Source organism: Curtobacterium sp. MCBA15_013, assembly GCF_001865095.1.
Classification (GTDB): Bacteria; Actinomycetota; Actinomycetes; order Actinomycetales; family Microbacteriaceae; genus Curtobacterium.
Genome location: NZ_MJGQ01000004.1, coordinates 334663 through 354763 on the forward strand (window position 1 = coordinate 334663; position 20101 = coordinate 354763).

Annotated in this window: 15 protein-coding genes; 10 read left to right on the forward strand and 5 right to left on the reverse strand. The window is 70.3% G+C overall.

Going from position 1 to position 20101, the window contains the following annotated elements; translation table 11 throughout:
* Positions 1 to 486: 486 nt before the first annotated feature.
* The 3 genes from BIV01_RS03625 to BIV01_RS03635 are packed head-to-tail and all read left to right on the forward strand — an operon-like array spanning position 487 to position 5061.
* Positions 487 to 2085, forward strand: coding sequence for a glycosyltransferase family 2 protein (locus tag BIV01_RS03625; RefSeq protein ID WP_070418784.1), 1599 nt, complete (start codon positions 487 to 489; stop codon positions 2083 to 2085).
* Positions 2078 to 3646, forward strand: coding sequence for a glycoside hydrolase family 26 protein (locus tag BIV01_RS03630; RefSeq protein WP_071301953.1), 1569 nt, complete (start codon positions 2078 to 2080; stop codon positions 3644 to 3646). The genes BIV01_RS03625 and BIV01_RS03630 overlap by 8 nt, the downstream gene beginning before the upstream one ends.
* On the forward strand, positions 3643 to 5061 hold the full coding sequence (locus BIV01_RS03635; RefSeq protein ID WP_070418786.1) for a UDP-glucose dehydrogenase family protein: 1419 nt from the start codon (positions 3643 to 3645) through the stop codon (positions 5059 to 5061). Before BIV01_RS03630 ends, BIV01_RS03635 begins: the two co-directional genes overlap by 4 nt.
* Positions 5062 to 5327: 266 nt before the next feature.
* On the opposite strand, the gene glnA is transcribed toward BIV01_RS03635, so the two are convergent.
* Positions 5328 to 6752: a type I glutamate--ammonia ligase gene (gene glnA, locus BIV01_RS03640; protein ID WP_070418787.1), complete on the reverse strand. Its 1425-nt coding sequence runs from the start codon at positions 6750 to 6752 to the stop codon at positions 5328 to 5330.
* Positions 6753 to 6893: 141 nt separating this feature from the next.
* Between glnA and BIV01_RS03645 the strand changes: the two genes are divergently transcribed.
* Positions 6894 to 7361 (forward strand): RDD family protein, encoded by a 468-nt coding sequence (locus BIV01_RS03645; protein WP_070418788.1) that lies wholly within the window; start codon positions 6894 to 6896, stop codon positions 7359 to 7361.
* A gap of 426 nt (positions 7362 to 7787) precedes the next feature.
* On the opposite strand, the gene BIV01_RS03650 is transcribed toward BIV01_RS03645, so the two are convergent.
* Positions 7788 to 8516 (reverse strand): DUF4191 family protein, encoded by a 729-nt coding sequence (locus tag BIV01_RS03650; protein ID WP_071295244.1) that lies wholly within the window; start codon positions 8514 to 8516, stop codon positions 7788 to 7790.
* Positions 8517 to 8642: 126 nt separating this feature from the next.
* On the opposite strand from BIV01_RS03650, the gene BIV01_RS03655 reads away from it, so the two are divergent.
* Positions 8643 to 9431: a hypothetical protein gene (locus tag BIV01_RS03655; RefSeq protein ID WP_071301954.1), complete on the forward strand. Its 789-nt coding sequence runs from the start codon at positions 8643 to 8645 to the stop codon at positions 9429 to 9431.
* 73 nt (positions 9432 to 9504) lie between these two features.
* Here the strand turns inward: BIV01_RS03655 and sucB are convergent, their stop codons facing one another.
* The 3 genes from sucB to BIV01_RS03670 all read right to left on the reverse strand — a co-directional run bounded on the left by sucB (position 9505) and on the right by BIV01_RS03670 (position 14081).
* Positions 9505 to 11019, reverse strand: a complete 1515-nt coding sequence (gene sucB / locus BIV01_RS03660; protein ID WP_071301955.1) for a 2-oxoglutarate dehydrogenase, E2 component, dihydrolipoamide succinyltransferase — start codon at positions 11017 to 11019, stop codon at positions 9505 to 9507.
* A 49-nt stretch (positions 11020 to 11068) separates the two neighbouring features.
* Positions 11069 to 12442, reverse strand: a complete 1374-nt coding sequence (gene lpdA / locus BIV01_RS03665) for a dihydrolipoyl dehydrogenase (RefSeq protein ID WP_071301956.1) — start codon at positions 12440 to 12442, stop codon at positions 11069 to 11071.
* Between the two features lie 154 nt (positions 12443 to 12596).
* Entirely contained in the window at positions 12597 to 14081 is a 1485-nt protein-coding gene (locus BIV01_RS03670) for a leucyl aminopeptidase (protein ID WP_071301957.1), read from the reverse strand.
* Positions 14082 to 14157: 76 nt separating this feature from the next.
* Between BIV01_RS03670 and BIV01_RS03675 the strand changes: the two genes are divergently transcribed.
* The 5 genes from BIV01_RS03675 to BIV01_RS03695 all read left to right on the forward strand — a co-directional run bounded on the left by BIV01_RS03675 (position 14158) and on the right by BIV01_RS03695 (position 20050).
* Positions 14158 to 15090 (forward strand): proteasome assembly chaperone family protein, encoded by a 933-nt coding sequence (locus BIV01_RS03675; protein ID WP_070418794.1) that lies wholly within the window; start codon positions 14158 to 14160, stop codon positions 15088 to 15090.
* A gap of 145 nt (positions 15091 to 15235) precedes the next feature.
* Entirely contained in the window at positions 15236 to 16555 is a 1320-nt protein-coding gene (locus BIV01_RS03680) for an MFS transporter (protein WP_071301958.1), read from the forward strand.
* 192 nt (positions 16556 to 16747) lie between these two features.
* The gene (locus BIV01_RS03685; RefSeq protein ID WP_071301959.1) at positions 16748 to 18016 is read left to right on the forward strand and encodes an RNA polymerase sigma factor; all 1269 of its coding nucleotides are present in this window, start codon (positions 16748 to 16750) and stop codon (positions 18014 to 18016) included.
* Positions 18017 to 18020: 4 nt separating this feature from the next.
* A complete protein-coding gene (locus BIV01_RS03690) occupies positions 18021 to 19280 on the forward strand; it encodes a MurT ligase domain-containing protein (RefSeq protein ID WP_070418797.1) in 1260 nt (419 codons plus the stop codon).
* Positions 19277 to 20050: a type 1 glutamine amidotransferase gene (locus BIV01_RS03695; protein ID WP_071295249.1), complete on the forward strand. Its 774-nt coding sequence runs from the start codon at positions 19277 to 19279 to the stop codon at positions 20048 to 20050. Before BIV01_RS03690 ends, BIV01_RS03695 begins: the two co-directional genes overlap by 4 nt.
* Positions 20051 to 20101 lie beyond the last annotated feature (51 nt).

Sequence of the window (20101 nt, forward strand, 5' to 3'; positions counted from 1 at the left end):
GGACCGACGTGTTTCGCAGCGAGTTGACACGTCCTCGGAAGTGAATTCCCCGTAACGTGCAGCGTCCCCCGTTCGACATCTGCCTGTACCCCGGCATGTCGAGGTCGGGCGTCCGTTACCGGGATGTGATCCTGCTGACCACGTCGACGCGAGGCGACGGCCGGAGCTGCTCGCGGCGCGCCCGGCGACCATGACCTGAACAGGGCTTTCGCTGGGGGTCGAGCCGCGCCTCCTGGGCCGTCCACCACCCGTACAGGGTGAGTGGCAGGGTGAACGCGGTCCACCGGAGTGCTGTCAGCACCAGTGCGGACACGATGACCACACGCGGAGGGGGACCGTGGTGTACCCCGTAACGTGCCCGTAACGCCCCCGGTCGGGGGTCGCGTTGCGCACCGGGTCACGGTTCTGCATCAATGGGGTCACCCGAACCGGCCCTGATTCCCCAACGACGCGGAATCTCCACCTCGAACGTTGAAGCAGGGATCGATGTTCACCTTCATTCTGCAGATCAGGCAGATGGTCGAAGGGCACCCCGAGTTCTACCTGTTCGCCGTGTACTCCGCGGTGATCTGGTTGCTCTGGCTGCTCAAGGTCATCCTGTCCGCCCGCTACCGCCCCTACACCGGCACCTACACCGGCACCACGAGCGTCGTCGTCCCCGTCGTGGACGAACCGCTCGACCTCTTCCGCGACGTGATCGGCCGCATGGTCGAGCAGCGTCCCGGCGAGATCATCGTCGTCATCAACGGCGCCCGCAACGAGGCCCTCGAAGCGGTCTGTGACGAGTTCGCCCCACTCGTCCGCTGGACGCACACGCCCATCCCGGGCAAGCGCAACGCCGTCAAGGTCGGCACCGAGATGTCCAACGGCGACATCACCGTGCTCGTCGACTCGGACACGGTGTGGACGCCCGGCACCCTCGACGAGCTGCTCAAGCCGTTCGCGGACGCCTCGGTCGGCGGCGTGACGACGCGCCAGCGCATCCTCGAGCCGACGCGCAGCTGGATCACCCGCTGGGCGGACTGGCTGGAGAACTCCCGCGCGCTGTACTCGATGCCCGCGCAGAGCGTCCTCGGCCAGATCGGCTGCCTGCCCGGGCGCACGATCGCCTTCCGCCGCGACATCCTCGTGCGCGTCATGGACCGCTTCATGCACGAGAAGTTCATGGGCGTGTTCCTCGAGGTGTCCGACGACCGGACGCTGACGAACCTCACGCTCAAGGAGGGGTACCGGACCGTCTACCAGTACACCTCGCTGGTCTACACGGACGCTCCGCTGCAGGTGAAGAAGCTGTTCAAGCAGCAGCTCCGCTGGGCCCGTGGTTCGCAGTACAACACGCTCCGGATGCTCCCGTGGATGCTCGGCCACGCGCCGATCCTCGCGGTGTTCTTCCTCACCGACATCATCCTGCCGTTCATGCTCTTCGGCGTGATCGCCGGCTGGATCTACCGCGCCTTCACCGGCCAGGGCGAGAACCTCTACCAGGGGATCCTGCAGCAGTACGGCTTCTCCACCGGCTTCGTGTACGTCGCGGCCCTCATGGTGGTCTCGTCGGTGCTCAGCATGGCGATCCGTCAGATGCGGCACCTCGCCGAGAAGCCGAGCGACTTCTTCCGCCTGCCGATGTTCATCATCGTGTCGACGTTCTTCCTCATGCCGATCCGGCTCATCGGCTTCTTCCGCCTGGCGCACGCGTCCGGCTGGGGGACCCGTGCCGGTGCGTACGCCGGTGGACCGATGGAGGAGGACCCCGCGGACGCGGTGCAGCCCTCGGCCGTCGCCACCCAGACCCCGGTGAGCCCGATCGACGCGGCGGCCCCGGCCCCGGCCGGCGGAGCCGGCTACGGCGACGACCAGCGCGCCGTGGACCGGGCGTTCGACGACCTGTTCGGCCCGGACGCCACCACCAACTCCACCGCGACGGTGCTCGCGACCCGCCGCTCGGCAGCCACTGCAGCGCAGTCCCAGTCGGCGACCGCGGCGGCCCCCGCCCCGGCACGCGTCCGTCGGTACAACCCGTACGCCGCGATCCCGTACTGCATCGGCTTCGCGATCTTCGCCCTGGAGGCCTTCCTCATTGTCTGACCTCATCCGCTCCTCAGGTGCCTGGTGGGCCCAGTCCAGCAAGCACGCACGACTCACCGCGGTCGGGACCACCGCCATCGTCCTCGTCCTCGGACTCATCACCTGGAACGTCTGGGTGTCCCCGGCGGGCTCGGTGTCCACCGCGGTCCACCAGGCGCTCGGTGTGACGCCGCCGAAGAAGAAGATCTCGGCGGCCGAGCTCCAGACGAAGCTCACGGCCGCCCAGGAGAAGATCTGGGCGCTCGAGGGCAAGCTCGACTCCTCGACCGCGCAGTCCGGCTCGCGTGCCGACCAGATCGCCGAGCTCAAGGCGCAGATCGCGTCGTTGCAGTCGGACCTCGGGGCCGCCAAGGCCGCCGGGGCACGGTCCGGTGACGGCACGTCGGGTCCGGGAGGGTCGGGCGACGGTTCCGGCGGTTCCGGCGGGTCCGGCGGCTCCGGTTCCGGCAGCGGCTCCGGTGGCTCCGGTTCGGGCAGTGGTTCCGGCGGCTCCGGCAACGGTTCCGGCTCCGGCAACCACGGCGTCACGAACCCGAACGGCGGCCCCTCGAAGGACCCCGGCTCGACCCCGATCTCCGTCCCCACCAAGGCGCAGATCATGGCGCAGCCGGCTCGTTGGTACGGCCTCTACACCGCGCAGTCCCCCTTCAACTGGGCGGAGTACGACGAGGTCTCGCAGCAGGTCGGCAAGGCCACGAACATGGTCGGCTTCTTCCAGGGCTTCGACCAGGACTTCAACGCCACCGCCGTCCAGCGCGCGTGGGCGAACGGCCGCCTGCCGCTCATGACCTGGGAGTCCGCACCCGCCAAGACGGGCAACGACGCGAAGTACGTCCCCGGGTACACGAACGAGGACATCGTCTCGGGCAAGTTCGACGCCTACCTCACGAAGTACGCGAAGGCCCTCGCGGCGAACGGGCAGCCGATGGTCATCCGGCTCGACCACGAGATGAACGGCTCTTGGTACAACTGGTCCGAGGGGACGGCACAGCAGAACGCAGCCGGGTCCTACGTCGCGATGTGGCAGCACGTGCACGACGTCTTCCAGGCCAGCGGCGCGAACAAGTACGTCATCTGGAACTGGGCACCGAGCCGCATCGACAAGCTCGGCAACGACAAGTACATGCAGCTCGAGTACCTGCGTGAGTACTACCCGGAGTCGAAGTACGTCGACTGGGTCGGGATGAGCGGGTACTACCGCACCGCCTCCGAGTCGCCGACCTTCGACAACACGTTCGGCAAGACCCTCGCCCAGCTCCGCCAGATCGCACCGGACAAGAAGATCCTCCTCAGTGAGATCGGTGCGACCGAGACCGGGACGAGCGTGACCAACGGGCAGAAGGCGAAGTGGATCACCTCGCTCTTCGACGGCCTCGCGGAACCGGCCAACGGCGACGTCATCGGCTTCTCGTACTTCAGCGAGACCGCGACCACGGTCGTGGACGGCGTCCGCACCACGAACGACTGGCGACTCAACTCCCGCGCCGACAGCCTCCAGGCCTTCGTGGCCGGCATCTCGCGCACCGACACCGACTACGACCTGCAGGAGGTCAAGCAGTGACCGCTCAGAAGAAGACCGCAGACTCCCGTCCGGCACCCGTCATCAGCGTCATCGGCACCGGCTACCTCGGTGCCACCCACGCGGCCGCCATGGCCGAGATGGGCTTCGAGACCATCGGCGTGGACGTCGATCCCGCCAAGCTCGCAGCCCTGTCCGCCGGTGAGGTCCCGTTCTACGAGCCCGGACTGCCGGAGCTCATCACGAAGCACGTCGCCAGCGGCAAGCTCCGCTTCACGGCGTCGCTGCCCGAGGCCGTGGCCGCGGCCGACGTCCACTTCGTCTGCGTCGGGACGCCGCAGCGCGCCGGGTCGCACGCCGCGAACCTCACCTACGTCGAGAACGCCACGCGCGGTGTCGCCGAGAACCTCACGCACCCCGGCCTCATCGTCGGCAAGTCGACGGTCCCGGTGGGCACGGCCGAGCGGCTCCGCGGCATCGTCCGCGAGTTCACCCCGTCGGGCATCGACGCCGAGCTCATCTGGAACCCGGAGTTCCTGCGCGAGGGCAAGGCCGTCGACGACACGCTGCACCCGGACCGGCTCGTCTGGGGCGGTGCCTCCGCGTCGGCCGACGCCGTGATCCGCGAGGTCTACGCCGCACCCATCGCCGAGGGCACCCCGGTCATCACGACCGACCTCGCCACGGCGGAGCTCGTCAAGGTCAGCGCGAACGCGTTCCTCGCCACGAAGATCTCGTTCATCAACGCGATCTCCGAGATGTGCGCGATCACCGGTGCGGACGTGTCCACCCTGGCCGACGCCCTCGGGCACGACGCCCGCATCGGCCGGAAGTTCCTGAACGCCGGCCTCGGCTTCGGCGGGGGCTGCCTGCCGAAGGACATCCGGGCGCTCATGCACCGCGCGAACGAGCTCGGTGCCGGTCGTGTCGTCGGGCTCATGCAGCAGGTCGACGAGATCAACATGGGGCAGCGCGAGCGCGTCATCGACATGACGATCGACGCGCTCGGCGGCTCCGTGCTGAACCGTCGCGTCGCCGTCGTCGGGGCGGCGTTCAAGCCCCTCACCGACGACGTCCGGGACTCGCCGGCGCTCAACGTCGCCGCTGCGCTGCACCTCCGCGGCGCCCAGGTCACCCTGTGGGACCCGGAGGCGATGGAGACCGCCCGCCGCTCCTTCCCGACGCTCACCTACTCGTCGTCGATGGAGGGTGCGATCGAGGACGCCGACGTCGTGCTCGTCCTCACCGAGTGGGACGAGGTCATCGCCGCCGATCCCGCGGCGCTCGCCTCGATCGTGGGGCGTCGCACGGTGATCGACGCCCGCAACTGCCTCCCGGTCGCCGACTGGGTCAAGGCGGGTTGGACCGTCCGTTCCCTGGGACGGCCCACTCCGGTCACGGGTGCACCCGTGAGCGTCGCTGCGGGGACGAACGACGCGGTGGCCACCGCGCGGTAGTCACCCGGACGCGAAGCGGGGTCTGTGCCGGGGCGGCACGGGCCCCGTTCTCGTGTGCCCGGTGGACCTGCGCCTTCGGTGCGGTCTGGCACGTTCCGTCGCTCCGGCAGTGGACGCGACCGCCTGGAGGGGCGGTGCCGGCCCGCCGGGCGTGCGCCGCGCCTCCAGGCAGGCACGTTCCCACCCGGTGGCCGGGCCCGCAGGCGAGACAGCGGAACGCCCCCGCACCGGAGACCGGTGCGGGGGCGTTCGTGGTGCGGTGTGCGTCAGACGCCGAAGTAGAGCTCGTACTCGAACGGGTGCGGGCGCTGCGCGAGCGGGAGGATCTCGTTCTCGCGCTTGTAGTCGATCCAGGTCTGGATGAGGTCCTCGGTGAAGACGTTGCCCTTCGTGAGGAACTCGTGGTCCGCCTCGAGCGCCTCGAGCGCCTCGTCGAGGGAGCCGGGGACCTGGGGGATGCCCTTCGCCTCTTCCGGCGGGAGCTCGTAGAGGTCCTTGTCGACCGGCTCGTGCGGCTCGATGCGGTTCTGGATGCCGTCGAGGCCCGCCATCAGCTGCGCGGCGAACGCGAGGTACGGGTTGCCCGAGGCGTCCGGCGCGCGGAACTCGATGCGCTTGGCCTTGGGGTTCGTGCCCGTGATCGGGATGCGGATCGCGGCGGAGCGGTTGCCGGCCGAGTAGACCAGGTTGACCGGGGCCTCGAAGCCCTTCACCAGACGGTGGTACGAGTTGATCGACGGGTTCGTGAAGGCGAGCAGCGCCGGGGCGTGCTTGAGGATGCCACCGATGTACCAGCGGGCGAGGTCGGACAGGCCGCCGTAGCCGTTCTCGTCGTAGAACAGCGGCTTGCCGTCGCTCCAGAGGGACTGGTGGGTGTGCATGCCCGAACCGTTGTCACCGAAGAGCGGCTTCGGCATGAACGTGGCGACCTTGCCCCACTGGTCGGCGGTGTTCTTGACGATGTACTTGAACTTCAGGATGTCGTCCGCGGCGTGGACCATCGTGTCGAACTTGTAGTTGATCTCCTGCTGGCCGCCGGTGCCCACCTCGTGGTGCGAGCGCTCGAGCTCGAAGCCCGCCTCGATCAGCTTGAGGGTGATGTCGTCGCGGAGGTCGGCCGTCTTGTCGACCGGCGACACGGGGAAGTAGCCGCCCTTGTAGGGGGTCTTGTTGGCGAGGTTGCCGCCCTCTTCCTCGCGACCGGTGTTCCAGGCGCCCTCTTCGGAGTCGACCGAGTAGAACGACTTGTTCTGGGTGACCGAGTAGCGGACGTCGTCGAAGATGTAGAACTCGGCCTCGGGGGCGAAGAACGCGGTGTCCGCGATGCCCGTCGACGCGAGGTACTTCTCCGCCTTCTTGGCGACCTGACGCGGGTCACGGCCGTAGATCTCGCCGTTCCGCGGGTTGTAGATGTCGAAGATCATGATCAGCGTGCGCTCGGCGCGGAACTGGTCGATGTACGCCGTCGTCACGTCGGGGATGAGCTGCATGTCGGACTCGTGGATCGACGCGAAGCCGCGGATCGAGGAGCCGTCGAAGAGCTGGCCGACCGAGAAGAAGTCCTCGTCGACGGTGGAGGCCGGGATGTTGAAGTGCTGCTGCACACCCGGCAGGTCCGTGAACCGGATGTCGAGGAACTTGACGTCGGTGTCCTTGATGAAGGCCAGGACCTCGGAGGAATCGCTGAACATGTGGGCCGATCTCCAATGGGTTGGGTGATGTCGGAGGGTCCATCTCGGCACCCTCCGACGAGGCTATTGACACCGAGTTTCCCGGACATGACTGGATTGTTTCGTGCGTGTTACGTCGACCCGTTCGCCTACGCTGGGACCATGGCCCGCAGCACCAGTTCGTCGTCCGCGTCGTCCTCCGGGGGATCGGGGCATCCCGACGGCTGGCCGGGCAAGGACCTCGGTCTGCCGGAAGAGGGGCCCCGCAGCGTCGGGCGGATCGGCCGCCGGATCGTGGCCCTGCTGATCGACGGCGCGCTGGCCGACCTCGTGGCGTACGTGACCGGCGTGTGGTCGCCCGTGAACGGCTCGGGGGACATCGCGCACTCGTGGATCCAGATCGCGATCTTCGCCGTGCTGCAGATCCTGTTCATCTGCCTGCTGTCGGGGTCGTTCGGGCACGTGTGCGTCGGGCTCCGGGTGGTGCCGATGCGCGGCGGGTACGTCGGGGTCTGGCGGCCGGTGGTGCGGACGGTGCTGCTGTGCCTGGTCGTGCCGGCGCTGATCATCGACCGCGACAGCCGTGGGGCGCACGACCGGATCGCGGGGACGGTGTTGGTGCGGCGCTGAGGGGGCTGCGGCCGGGGCCGCGGCTTCGCGAGGCCGCTCCCGGCGGCTCGGAGCGCGTGGCGCGGGCGGCGCGAGAGCGCGGCGCAGCACGGTGCGAGGTTCCGTCCTGAGTGCGAGCAGGCGTCCGTCCCACGGTGCGCCGAACCTCGCACGGTGCGCGATCGACCCATCGCCGACGTTCGGACCGCCAGCGCACCGGACCCGCGCTGCACGGTGCGAGGTGCTTCGCCGGGCATGGAGTTGCCCACTCGGTGCCGCACGACGAGCCCGCACCGCGTGGTCGACCTCGCACCGACCGGCGAGAGCCGCACCATGCGAGGCCGCTGCCCCCACCGCGCCAGCGCCCGCCCTGCCACGCGCCCTGCGGACGCAGAACGCCCCCGACCTGGCACGGTCGGGGGCGTTCGTGGTCTGTGGGGGAGTCCGTCAGCGCGGACGTCCCGCGCGGGCCCGCATCGGGTCCATCCCCTTCGGGATCGCCGCGGCCGGGCTCTGCGTGAGGGAGTCGAGCCGGTTCGCGACCGCCAGGACCTCGTTGCGGTTGAGCGCCTTCTTGAACTTGTTCATCGCACGGGGGAGCTTGTGCAGCGTCACGGAGTCGTCACCGTCGCCGTCCTTGCCGCTGGCCACGTGCACGACGTGCACCGGGACGTTCGGGACGATGCGCTGGACCTTGCGGCGCTCCTCGTCGACCTGGCGGTTGAGGTTGCCGCGCTGGCCCTCGGTGATGAGCACGACACCCGGGGTGCCGACGGCCCGGTAGACCGCGGCCTGCGAACGACCGTGCACCGCGACCGGCATCTCGCTCGAGCGCCACTGACGGCGGAGCGAGTTCGACAGCACGGCACCCACGGCACCGGGCTGCCCCTCGATCTGCGAGTAGGCGGCACGTTCGGCCAGCCGACCGAGGACGATCAGGAAGAGCAGCACACCCAGCAGCACGCCGGCCACGATCCAGAGGATGATCGCGAGCCAGTTCTGCCCGGGCAGCAGCAGGGCGAGCAGGACGCCCAGCACCACCGGGACGACGAACGCCAGGGCGAACCACCAGACGGAGCTCGGGTCCGCCCGACGGGTCATCGTGAAGACCTGGTACATCTGCTTGAGACGACCCGGCTCCTTCGCCGTCGTACCTTGAGAACTGCTGCGTGCCATGCGACCAGGATACGGCCTGTCCCGACTTCCGAGGACCGCCGATGCTCTGGCTGTGGGCGAACAGCGTTCTCCACAGGACGGCGTCCCGTCCGCCGGAGGCTGGTCGGGCCCGGCCAGGCTGTCCGGATGCAGACGCTCCCCGATCACGTCCGGTGGCACGCGGTGGACGACGAGCAGCCGTTCCTCGCCTGGGTCGCCGACCGCGCCGCCGTCGCCCCGGACCCCTCGGCACGGCACCTCGTCCCGGTCGTCGACGTCGGCCGACTGGCGGACGGACGGCTCGCCGTCGACGTCCTCCGTCCCGCGGGGACGGTGCTGTCCGCGGCACTCGACACCCTCGGCACACCGACCACCGGTGTCGCCGTGACGCTCACCGTGCCGATGCTCGAGCTCGCGGTGACCGAACGGTCGGGCGCGGTGCAGATCGGCTCCGCGGGGCTCGACGACGTCCTGGTGGACGATGCCGGTGCGGTCGTGCTGTGCGACCGGCCACCCGGGTCGGACGGCGTCCGTCGGTCCGACCAGAGCGGCGCGAGGGTCCTGGTCCTCGCGGCCCGGCTGGTGTGGGAGCGGACCGACGCACGCGCGCCGGACCGTCCGGCCGTCGATGGCGCCCTCGCCGAGGCCCTCGACGGCGACACGACGTCGGTGCGTGCGGCGTTGGCGGTGGTCCGAGCGGCCGCGGCGCCGCGCCCGATCCGCTGGGAACGGCCGTCGGATGACCTGCTCGTCGGGCTGCCCGAGCGCACGTCGATGCCACCGGGGCCGGCTGGTTCCCTCGAGTCGGCGCTGCGCGGGGTCGTCGAGCACGGCCTCCCGATCGGCGGTGGGAGACGGCTGCCGCTCCGACGAGCGCTGGTGGGGATGGTGGTCGCGGCGGGGCTGACCGCGGCGGTGGTCTTCACGATCGGCTGAACACGCCAGCAACGGGGAACGGCCCCGATCCACGGTGGGATCGGGGCCGTCCGGAGTACGACGAGCGCTGGGCTCAGTACCCGAGGTTCGGGCCGAAGTTGCCCTCCTCGAGGCGGTTCTTCACCGCGACGAGGTAACGCGACGCGTCGGCTCCGTCGATGATCCGGTGGTCGTACGACAGCGCGAGGTACACGAACGAACGGATCGCGATGGCCTCTTGCCCGTCGACCTTCACGACCGCCGGACGCTTCGTCACGATGCCCGTGCCGAGGATCGCCGACTGCGGCAGGAACACCACGGGGGTGTCGAACAGCGCGCCACGCGAACCGGTGTTCGTCAGCGTGAACGTGCCACCCGCGAGCTCGTCCGGCTTGAGCTGGTTGTTGCGGGTGCGCTCGGCGAGGTCCGCGATCGACTGCGAGAACTGCGCCAGGTTCAGCGACGCCGCGTCCTTGATCACCGGGGTGAGCAGGCCACGCTCGGTGTCCACCGCGATGGAGACGTTCTCGGTCTCCGGGTAGACGATCTCCTCGCCCTCGACGGTCGAGTTGATCTTCGGGTGCGCCTTGAGCGCCTCGGACGCCGCGAGGGCGAAGAACGGCATGAAGGAGAGCTTCGAACCGGTCTTCTCGAGGAACTCGGCCTTGTGCGCGTCACGGAAGTGCGCGACCTTCGTCACGTCCACCTCGACGACGCTGGTGAGCTGCGCGGTCGAGGTCATCGACTGTACGGCGCGCTCGGCGACGACCTTGCGGAGGCGGGTCATCTTCTCGCGGGTGCCACGCAGCGGCGACACCTCGGCGACGAAGGGGCCGGACGGGGCCGCAGCGGCGGAACCACCGGCGGCCGGGGCCTTCGCAGCGGCTTCGGCAGCGGCGAGGACGTCTTCCTTGCGGATGCGTCCGCCGACACCGGAGCCGGTGACGGTCGAGAGGTCGACACCCTGCTCGTTCGCGAGCTTGCGCACGAGCGGGGTGACGTAGCCGGAGGCCGAGGCGTCCTGCGTCGGGTTCGGCACCGAGGCGCTGGCGGCCGAGCCACCCGAGGCGGCAGCCGGAGCCGGAGCGGCAGCCGGAGCCGGGACCGCTGCCGGCGGGGCAGCGGCGGGCGGCGGGACCGGAGCGGCCTGCGGCACCGGGGCGGCGGCGGGCGGTGCTGCCGGGGCCTGCGGCGCAGCGGGCTGCGTCTGACCGGCGGGGGCCGGCTCGGGCTCGGTCGGCTCCGGGGCAGGGGTCTCGGACTCCTGCTCGGTGCTCGGGGCTGCCTCGGGCTCCTCGGCGTCGGCGGCGGCCTCGTTCGAGGACTCGTCCGACTCGGTGGAGCCGCCGTCGGAGGAACCACCGTCGGACGACCCGTCGCCGATCTTCACCAGCGCGGTGCCGACCTCGACGGTCTCGTCCTCCTGCACGAGGATCTCCTCCACGACGCCGGCGATCGGCGACGGGATCTCGGTGTCGACCTTGTCGGTCGAGACCTCGAGCAGCGGCTCGTCGACCTCGACCCGGTCACCGACGTTCTTCAGCCATCGGGTCACCGTGCCCTCGGTGACGCTCTCGCCGAGCGCCGGGAGGTTGACGGATTCGCTCATCGGGTGGACTCCTCTTCGCAGGGGTGGTTCGTGGTGGTGGTCATGGTGTTCACAGTGCGTGCAGCGGCTTGCCCGCGAGGTGCAGGAACGCCTCGCCGAGCGCCTCGTTCTGCGTCGGGTGCGCGTGGACGAGCGGCGCGACGTCCTCGGGGTAGGCCTCCCAGTTCACGGCGAGCTGTGCCTCGCCGATGAGCTCGCCGACCCGGGCGCCGATCATGCTGACGCCGACGACGGGGCCGTCGACCACACGGACGACCTTGACCGAACCGGACGTGCCGATGATGTGGCTCTTGCCGTTGCCGGCGAGGTTGTACTCGTACGAGTCCACCTTGTCGGCGCCGTACTGCTCCTCGGCCTTGGCCTGCGAGAGACCGACCGATGCGACCTCGGGGTCGGAGTACGTGATCTTCGGGATGTTCTTGTCCTCGATGATGACCGGGTTGAGCCCGGCGATCTCCTCGGCGACGAAGATGCCCTGCTGGAAGCCGCGGTGCGCGAGCTGCAGGCCCGGAACGATGTCGCCGACGGCGTACACGTTCGGGATGTTCGTGGCGAGGCGCTCGTTCGTGGTGACGAACCCGCGGTCCATCGCGACGCCGACCTCGTCGTAGCCGACGTTCTGCGTCACGGGGCCACGGCCGACCGCGACGAGCAGGATGTCGCCGTCGAAGGTCTTGCCGTCCTCGAGCGTGACGACCACGCCGTTCTCGTGCTGCTCGACGCCCTGGAACCGGACACCGAGCGAGAACTCGATGCCGCGCTTGCGGAACGCGCGCTCGAGCTGCTTCGACATCGACTCGTCCTCGGCCGGGACGAGGTGGGGGAGCGCCTCGACGATCGTCACCTCGGCACCGAAGGACTTCCAGACGCTGGCGAACTCGACGCCGATGACGCCACCACCGAGGATGACGACCTTGTTCGGCACGTAGTCCATGCGCAGGGCGGTCTCGGAGGTGATCACGCGACCACCGATCTCGAGGCCGGGGAGCGACTTCGAGTAGGAGCCGGTCGCGAGCACGATGCTCTTACCGGTCACGGTCTGGTCGCCGACCTGCACGGTGTTCTGCGAGGTGAGGCGGCCCCAGCCCTCGACGACGGTGATCCCGCGTGCCTTGATGAGCCCCTGGAGGCCCTTGTACTTCGACGAGATGACGCCCTGCTGGTACTCGATGACCTTCGGGACCTCGACACCGGCGAACTCGGCGATGACGCCGTACTTCTCGGCGTCGCGCGTCGCGTCGGCGACCTCGGCCGCGTGCAGCAGCGCCTTCGTCGGGATGCAGCCGCGGTGCAGACACGTCCCCCCGAGCTTGTCTCCCTCGATGAGCGCGACGCTCATGCCGAGCTCGGCGGCCCGGAGCGCAGCGGCGTAGCCACCACTGCCGCCACCGAGGACCACGACGTCGTAAGTCTGTTCCGTCACCTGGTGCAACTCCCTCGTGCGTGTCGGGACCGATCGGGCCCCACTGGACACCGCGGCGGCGGCGTCCGACGGTCGGACCGCATGGTTCCGGTCCCGTCCCGTTGGTTTCCGGCGGGGGCGCGTCGAGCGCGCCGTCCCGCCGGAGTCAAACCTACTACTTGGCCTGGAGCTCTTCTGCGAGCGAGATGAGCGTCCGGACCATGGCGCCGGTCGCGCCCTTGCCGAGCCACCCGTAGCCGCCGCCCTTGTTCTCCGACGGACCCGCGATGTCGAGGTGCGCCCACGGGATGCCCTCGCCGACGAAGCGCTCGAGGAACTTGCCCGCGAGGAGCATGCCGCCCGCCGGGTTGCCGACGGTGGCGTTGACCATGTCGGCGACCTCGCTCGCGAGTCGGGCGTCGAGCTCCTCGGGGAGCGGCATCGGCCAGATCGGCTCCGCCACGGCCCCGGCGACCGCGCGGACCTGCGCGACGAGGTCGTCGCTGCCCATGAGGCCGGTGGTGCGGTCGCCGAGCGCGACGACCTGCGCCCCGGTCAGCGTCGCGACGTCGACGATGGCGTCGGGCTGCTCGAGCGACGCGGCGGCCATGCCGTCACCCAGCACGAGTCGGCCCTCGGCGTCGGTGTTCGTGACCTCGACGGTCTTGCCGTTCTTCAGCGTGAGGACGTCGCCGGGGCGCGTCGCCGAGCCGGAGGGCATGTTCTCCGCCAGGCACAGCCACGCCGTGACGCGGACGTCGAGTCCGAGACGCGCGGCGGCGACGGTCGCGGCGAGGACGGTGGCGGCACCCGTCATGTCGGTCTTCATGCCGAGCATGGAGGCGGCCGGCTTGAGCGAGAGACCACCCGAGTCGAACGTGATGCCCTTGCCGACGAGTGCGAGGTGCTTCGTCGCGGACTCCGGCGCGTACCGGACGACGACGAGCCGCGGCGGGCGCTCCGAGCCGCGACCGACACCGAGGATGCCGCCGAAGCCCTGCTCCTCGAGCGCGGTCTCGTCGAGGACCTCGACGGTGAGGGGGAGCCCCTCGGCCTGCGCACGGGCGACGTCGGCGACGTCCGCCGGGCCGAGGTCACCGGCAGCGGTGTTGACGAGGTCGCGCACGAGCGTGGCGGCGTCGCCGACGATCGCCGGGCGGACGGTGGCGTCGGCCGCGGCGGAGGGTGCCAGCACGGTCACCTGCTGGTCCCCGCGGGCGGGACCGGTCGTGCCGGCGCCCTTGTGCCGGGTGAACGAGTAGGCGCCGAGCGCGGCGCCCTCGAGCGCGGCGTCGACGAGCTCGGTCGTGTCGGTCGGCAGCGCGAGGACGATCGACGACGCGAGGGGGAGCTGGCGGACGGCGCTGCCAGCGGCCGAGCGGAGTGCCGCTGCGTCGGTGCCGGTGCCGGAGCCGAGCCCGATGAGCGCGATGCCCTGCGCGTCGACACCGACGGCGGGGATGCGCACGAGCTGGTCCTTCGCACCGGTCGCACCGATGGCGGCGAGGTCGATGCCGTCCAGCGCGGAGAACGGCGTCGTGGCGGGCGTCGCGATGGTCGCGGGAGCGCCGTCGGACCCGGGCCGGACGCCGAGCACGAGGACGTCGGCGGAGATCGAGGCGGGAGCGGAGGAGTCAGTGGAGAGCGTCGGTCGGACCATGCCCCAACCCTATCCAGCAGGTGTTCGCTGTCGGCGTGGCCGCCCGGCACCGGGGGACACCGGCTCCCCGCCTAGCATGGGGACGGTGAACCACCCCGAGGAGCTCTACACCTTCGCCGAGGACGCGCCGTCCGTCCCCGAGGGGCTGCACCTGGTCGCCGGACTCACCGGGTTCGCCGACGCCGGCTCGGCCGTGGCGCAGGTGACGACCGCCGTCCTGGACGACCTCGAGACGGAGCTCGTCGCCGAGTTCGACCCGGACGTCCTGCTCGACTGGCGTGCACGCCGCCCGGTGATCACCTTCGAGCACGACCACATCGCCGCCGTCGAGCCCCCGCGGCTCCGTCTGCACCTCGTGCGCGACGAGATCGGCCAGCCGTTCCTCTTCCTCTCCGGGTACGAGCCGGACTTCCAGTGGAACCGGTTCGTCCGCGCGGTCACCGACCTCGCCGCCCAGCTCCGGGTCGCCGACACCACCTGGGTCCAGTCGATCCCGATGCCCGTCCCGCACACGCGCCCGATCAGCCTCACCGTCTCCGGCACGCGCGCCGACCTCGTCGAGCAGATGAGCGTCTGGAAGCCCGAGACCCAGGCGCCCGCGAACGTCCTGCACCTCGTCGAGCACCGGCTGTCCGAGCTCGGCGAACAGGTCACCGGACTCGTCCTGCTCGTCCCGCACTACCTGTCCGACACCGAGTTCCCGGACGCCGCCGTCGCGGCGCTCTCCGGCATCTCCGCCGCCACCGGCCTCATCTTCCCCTCCGACGAGCTGCGCGAAGAAGGACGCGAGTTCCGCACCCGCGTCGACGAGCAGGTCGCCGGCAACGAGGAGCTGCAGCGTCTGGTCGGGGTGCTCGAGGAACGGCACGACACCTACATGGAGGGCAACCCGATCGCCTCGCCGCTCACCGGCGTCGACGGGCAGGTCCCCACCGCAGACGCGATCGCCGCGGAGCTGGAACGCTTCCTGGCGGACCGCCGCACCGACGGCGACGCGAGCGGCGACTAGCCGTACCGACCAGCCGCACCGACGTGGCGGAGGCGGGTCGCGCCTCCTGGACCGTCGGACGGGAGGCGCGACACCCGTCCGCCGCGCTCGTCACGTTCTCCACAGCCCGTCCTGGCGGCGGTGCCGCCCCCGCTAGCCTGGTCACGTGAACTCCCGCCGCGCCTTCCTCGTGTGGGGCGTCGCGGTGCTGGCGTACGTCCTCGCGGTCGTGCAGCGGTCCTCGCTCGGGGTCTCCGGCGTCGACGCGCAGGACCGCTTCGCGGTGTCGGCGGCGGTGCTGTCGACGCTCGCGGTGGTGCAGATCGCCGTCTACGCCGGACTCCAGATCCCGGTGGGGATCGCCCTCGACCGCGTCGGGCCGCGCCGACTCGTGCTGCTGGGGGCCGCGCTGCTCGTCGCCGGCCAGGCCGTGGTGGCGGCGTCGCCCACCATCGGGCCGGCGATCGCGGGGCGTGTCCTCGTCGGCGCCGGGGACGCGATGACCTTCATCTCCGTGATCCGCCTCGTGCCGATGTGGTTCAGCGGGCCGATCCTGCCGCAGATCTCGCAGTGGACCGGCAACCTCGGCCAGGTCGGGCAGATCCTGTCGGCGTTCCCCTTCGCCGTGCTGCTGCACACCGCGGGGTGGTCGCCGGCGTTCGGCGTCGCCGCGGCCGCGAGCGCCGTCGGGCTCGTGCTGGCGTTCGTCTTCGTCCGGAACGGCCCCGTGCCGGTGCGCACCGACACGATCCCGCTGCCGCACACCTGGCGGGGCGCGTTCCACACCTTCGGGCACGCGCTGCGGCGTCCCGGTACCCAGCTCGGCTTCTGGTCCCACTACGTCACGCAGTCCTCCGGAACGGTCTTCTCACTGCTCTGGGGCGTCCCGATGCTGCGCGGGCTGGGGTACTCCCCGTCCGAGGCGGCCGGCTTCCTCACCGTGATCGTCGTCACCGGGTTCGTCGTCGGGCCGGTGCTCGGCGTGCTCTGCGCCCGGTTCCCGCTGCGGCGGTCGAACCTCGTGCTCGGGATCGTCGTCGCCCTCGCGGTGGTGTGGACCGCCGTGCTCGTGTGGCCCGGGCAGCCGCCCACGTGGCTGCTGATCGTGCTCGTCGTCGTGATGGGGATCGGCGGGCCGGGGTCGCTCATCGGGTTCGACTTCGCGCGGTCCTTCAACCCCGTCGGCTCCCTCGGGTCGGCGAACGGCGTGGTCAACGTCGGCGGGTTCCTCGCCGCGTTCGTGATGATGTTCCTGATCGGCACGATCCTCGACCTCGCGTCGTCGGCGTCGGGGCAGACCGTGTTCGCGTGGACGAACTTCCGGCTGGCCCTCACCGTGCAGTACGTCGTGGTCGGGATCGGCGTCGTGATGCTGCTGCACGCCCGTCGTCGCACGCGCCGGGTGCTGCACGCCCAGGACGGAATACGGGTGGGGCCGCTCTGGGTTGCACTCGTTGCGCGCCTGCGGAAGCGGAGCGTGCAATAATGAACGCGGACCCGTTCGGGCCTCCTGTGTCTCGGAGCACTCCAGTGCGCCGCAGAAACCGGGGGACTTGACATGGGTCCTAGTGCTGCCCGGAACGGTAGGACCTGATGACGCGGGAGACCGCGGCGCAGGCCCTGGGCGGCGAGGGAGGCCACGACCCCACGAACGTGGCACGACGAGAGAGGTGATCGCATGGCTGCCCGGAGCACGACGATCGATCCCACGAAGGACACCGAGCCCGAGGGCACCGCAGCAGAGAGCGCTGCGGAAGCCGAGGGGACGGCCGCGCCGAAGAAGCGCGCCACCAAGACCACCGCCAAGAAGGCCGCCCCGAAGAAGGCCGCCCCGAAGGCGAAGAAGAAGGCCGACGACGACGAGGACATCGACGAGGAGACCCCGGTCGCCGAGGCCGACGCGACCGACGACGCCGACTCCGAGACCGACGAGAAGGACACCAAGCCGGACGCCGCAGCAGCGGTCGCCGCGGGTGCGCTCGTCATCTCGCAGTCCGACGACGACGAGGCGCCGGTCTACTCCACGACGATCACCGGTGCCACCGCCGACCCGGTGAAGGACTACCTCAAGCAGATCGGCAAGGTCGCCCTCCTCAACGCCGAGCAGGAGGTCGAGCTCGCGATGCGCATCGAGGCCGGCCTGTTCGCCGAGGACAAGCTGCAGCACTCGACCGGGCTCTCGAAGCCGGAAGAGCGCGAGCTGCGCTGGGTCGCCCGTGACGGTCAGCGCGCGAAGTCGCACCTGCTCGGCGCGAACCTCCGCCTGGTCGTGTCGCTCGCCAAGCGCTACACCGGCCGCGGCATGCAGTTCCTCGACCTCATCCAGGAAGGCAACCTGGGCCTGATCCGTGCGGTCGAGAAGTTCGACTACACCAAGGGCTTCAAGTTCTCGACCTACGCCACCTGGTGGATCCGTCAGGCGATCACCCGTGCCATGGCCGACCAGGCCCGCACGATCCGCATCCCGGTCCACATGGTCGAGGTCATCAACAAGCTGGCCCGCGTCCAGCGCCAGATGCTGCAGGACCTCGGTCGCGAACCCACTCCGGAAGAGCTCGCCCGCGAGCTCGACATGACCCCGGAGAAGGTCGTCGAGGTGCAGAAGTACGGCCGCGAGCCCATCTCGCTCCACACCCCGCTGGGTGAGGACGGCGACTCGGAGTTCGGCGACCTGATCGAGGACACCGAGGCGGTCGTCCCGGCCGACGCCGTCGGGTTCACGATGCTGCAGAAGCAGCTCGAGAGCCTGCTCGACTCCCTCTCCGAGCGTGAGGCGGGCGTCATCCGCATGCGCTTCGGGCTCGGGGACGGCCAGCCGAAGACCCTCGACCAGATCGGTGACACGTTCGGCGTGACGCGTGAGCGCATCCGTCAGATCGAGTCCAAGACGATGGCGAAGCTCCGCCACCCGTCGCGGTCGCAGTCGCTGCGCGACTACCTCGAGTAGGCCGATGCGCTTCGTCATCCCGATCCTCGTCGGGCGGATCCTCCGCGCCCTCGCACGTGCGCGGGGCGGGGGATCCGCCTACCCCGGGTACATCGTGCTCAAGCTGGTGCCGAACTTCCTCCAGCACGTCACCGCGCAGTTCCCGAACGGCGTCGTCTTCGTGCTCGGTTCGAACGGCAAGTCGACGACGACCCACATGATCTCCGACATCGTGCGGGCGCACGGGCTGCGGGTCTTCACGAACCCGTCCGGGGCGAACCTGCCGCAGGGCATCGCCTCGGCGCTGCTGTCCGAGGTGTCGCTGACCGGCAAGCTCAAGGCGGACATCGGCATCCTCGAGGTGGACGAGGCCTTCGCGGTCGAGCTCGCCGGGATCCTGTCGCCGTCCACCGTGACGATGCTCAACGTCCAGGTCGACCAGCTCTACCGGTTCTTCGAGACCGAACGCGTCGCGACGATGATGCTCGACACCGCGGCCCTGTCGACCGCGAACGTCATCACCAACCGTGACGACCAGTTCCTCGACGCGTACGTCGGCACGGACGGCCAGCGCGTGCTGCGCTTCGGTGCCAGCGCCGAGGTCGTCGCCGCCGCGCCGAACGGCCTGCAGAACGCCGACGACTTCGACCGGCAGGACGCCGTGCCGAACGTGGCCGACGCCGAGGTCGTGGTGAACACCGGCGACGGAGCGACCATCCGCTTCGACGGTGCCGAGATCCCCGTCCGCCTGCCGGCTCGCGGGCTGCACTACGCCGTCGACGCGGCAGCGGCCACCGCGACGGCGAGTGCCGCACTCGGTGCGCAGTTCCGCGCCGACGCCGTGACGACGGCCTTCGGCACGATGAAGCCGGCGTACGGACGCGGTGAGCGACTCCCCATCGCGGGCGAGTCCGCCGAGTTCACGATGTTCAAGAACGCCGCGAGCCTCCAGCTCAACCTCGACGCCCTGCCGGACCACCCCGAACAGGTGCTCATGGCGATCGACGAGGGCACGCCGGACATCTCCTGGATCTACGACATCGACTTCTCGAAGCTCGACCACGTCGACGTCGTCTCCGGCGACAAGGCCTGGCAGATCGCGATCGCCCTCGAGCACGCCGGTGTCCGCATCGGCCGGGTCGAGCCCGACGTCGAGGCCGCGATCAAGCAGATGGAGCAGCTCGGTTCGACGACCTCCGGGACGAAGAACTTCATCGTCAACTACGAGATCATGATGATCGCCCGCAAGGCCCTCGGCCACCCGGACATGGAGAAGACCGCATGACGGCCGACCGGCTGACCATCCTGCACGTCTACCCCCGCCAGATGGGCGTCTCGGGCGACCGTGGCAACGTGGCGGCCCTGGTCCGTCGTGCCGCAGCCGCGGACATCGCCACCGAGGTGCTCGAGTACGCGCCGGGTGACGAGCTCCCCGCCGCGGCGGACGTCGTCGTGATCGGCAACGGACCGCTCAGCGCGATGCGGTCGCTCGGTGACGACATCGCACGCATCGGTGCTCCGCTCCGCGACTTCGCCGCTGCCGGGGTGCCCGTGGTGGCCGTCGGCGGCGGGTTCGACCTCGCCACGACCGAGGTCGTGCCGACGGACGGTGCTCCCGTGACCGGCTTCGGGGTCTTCGACGCGCGTGCCGTCCGCGGCGCCGAGCGTCGGGTGAACTACTTCGTGCTCGAGACCGCGTACCCGCTGCTCCCCGGAGCCCCGTCGCGCCTCGCCGGCTTCGAGGACCACGCGACGCGCATCGAGCTCGGTGCCGGTGTCCGTCCGTTCGCCGACGTCGTCTCCGGCGGCGGCAACCAGGCGGGCGCCCCGGTCGAGGGCGCGATCGTCGGCAACTCCTTCGGCACGCACACGCAGGGGCCGATCCTGCCGCTCAACCCGCAGCTGACCGACGGCGTCCTCGCCGCGGCCACCGCTCGGCTCGGCCGCGAGTACGCACCGGACCCGGAGCGCACCGCGTCGATCGACCGCTACGCGCGCGAAGCGCGGGCAACCGTCGACCGCTACGTCGACAAGGCGTTCAAGCGGATCGCTTGACCCGACCCGCAGACAGACAGGAGGCGCGGTGCCAGCTGGCACCGCGCCTCC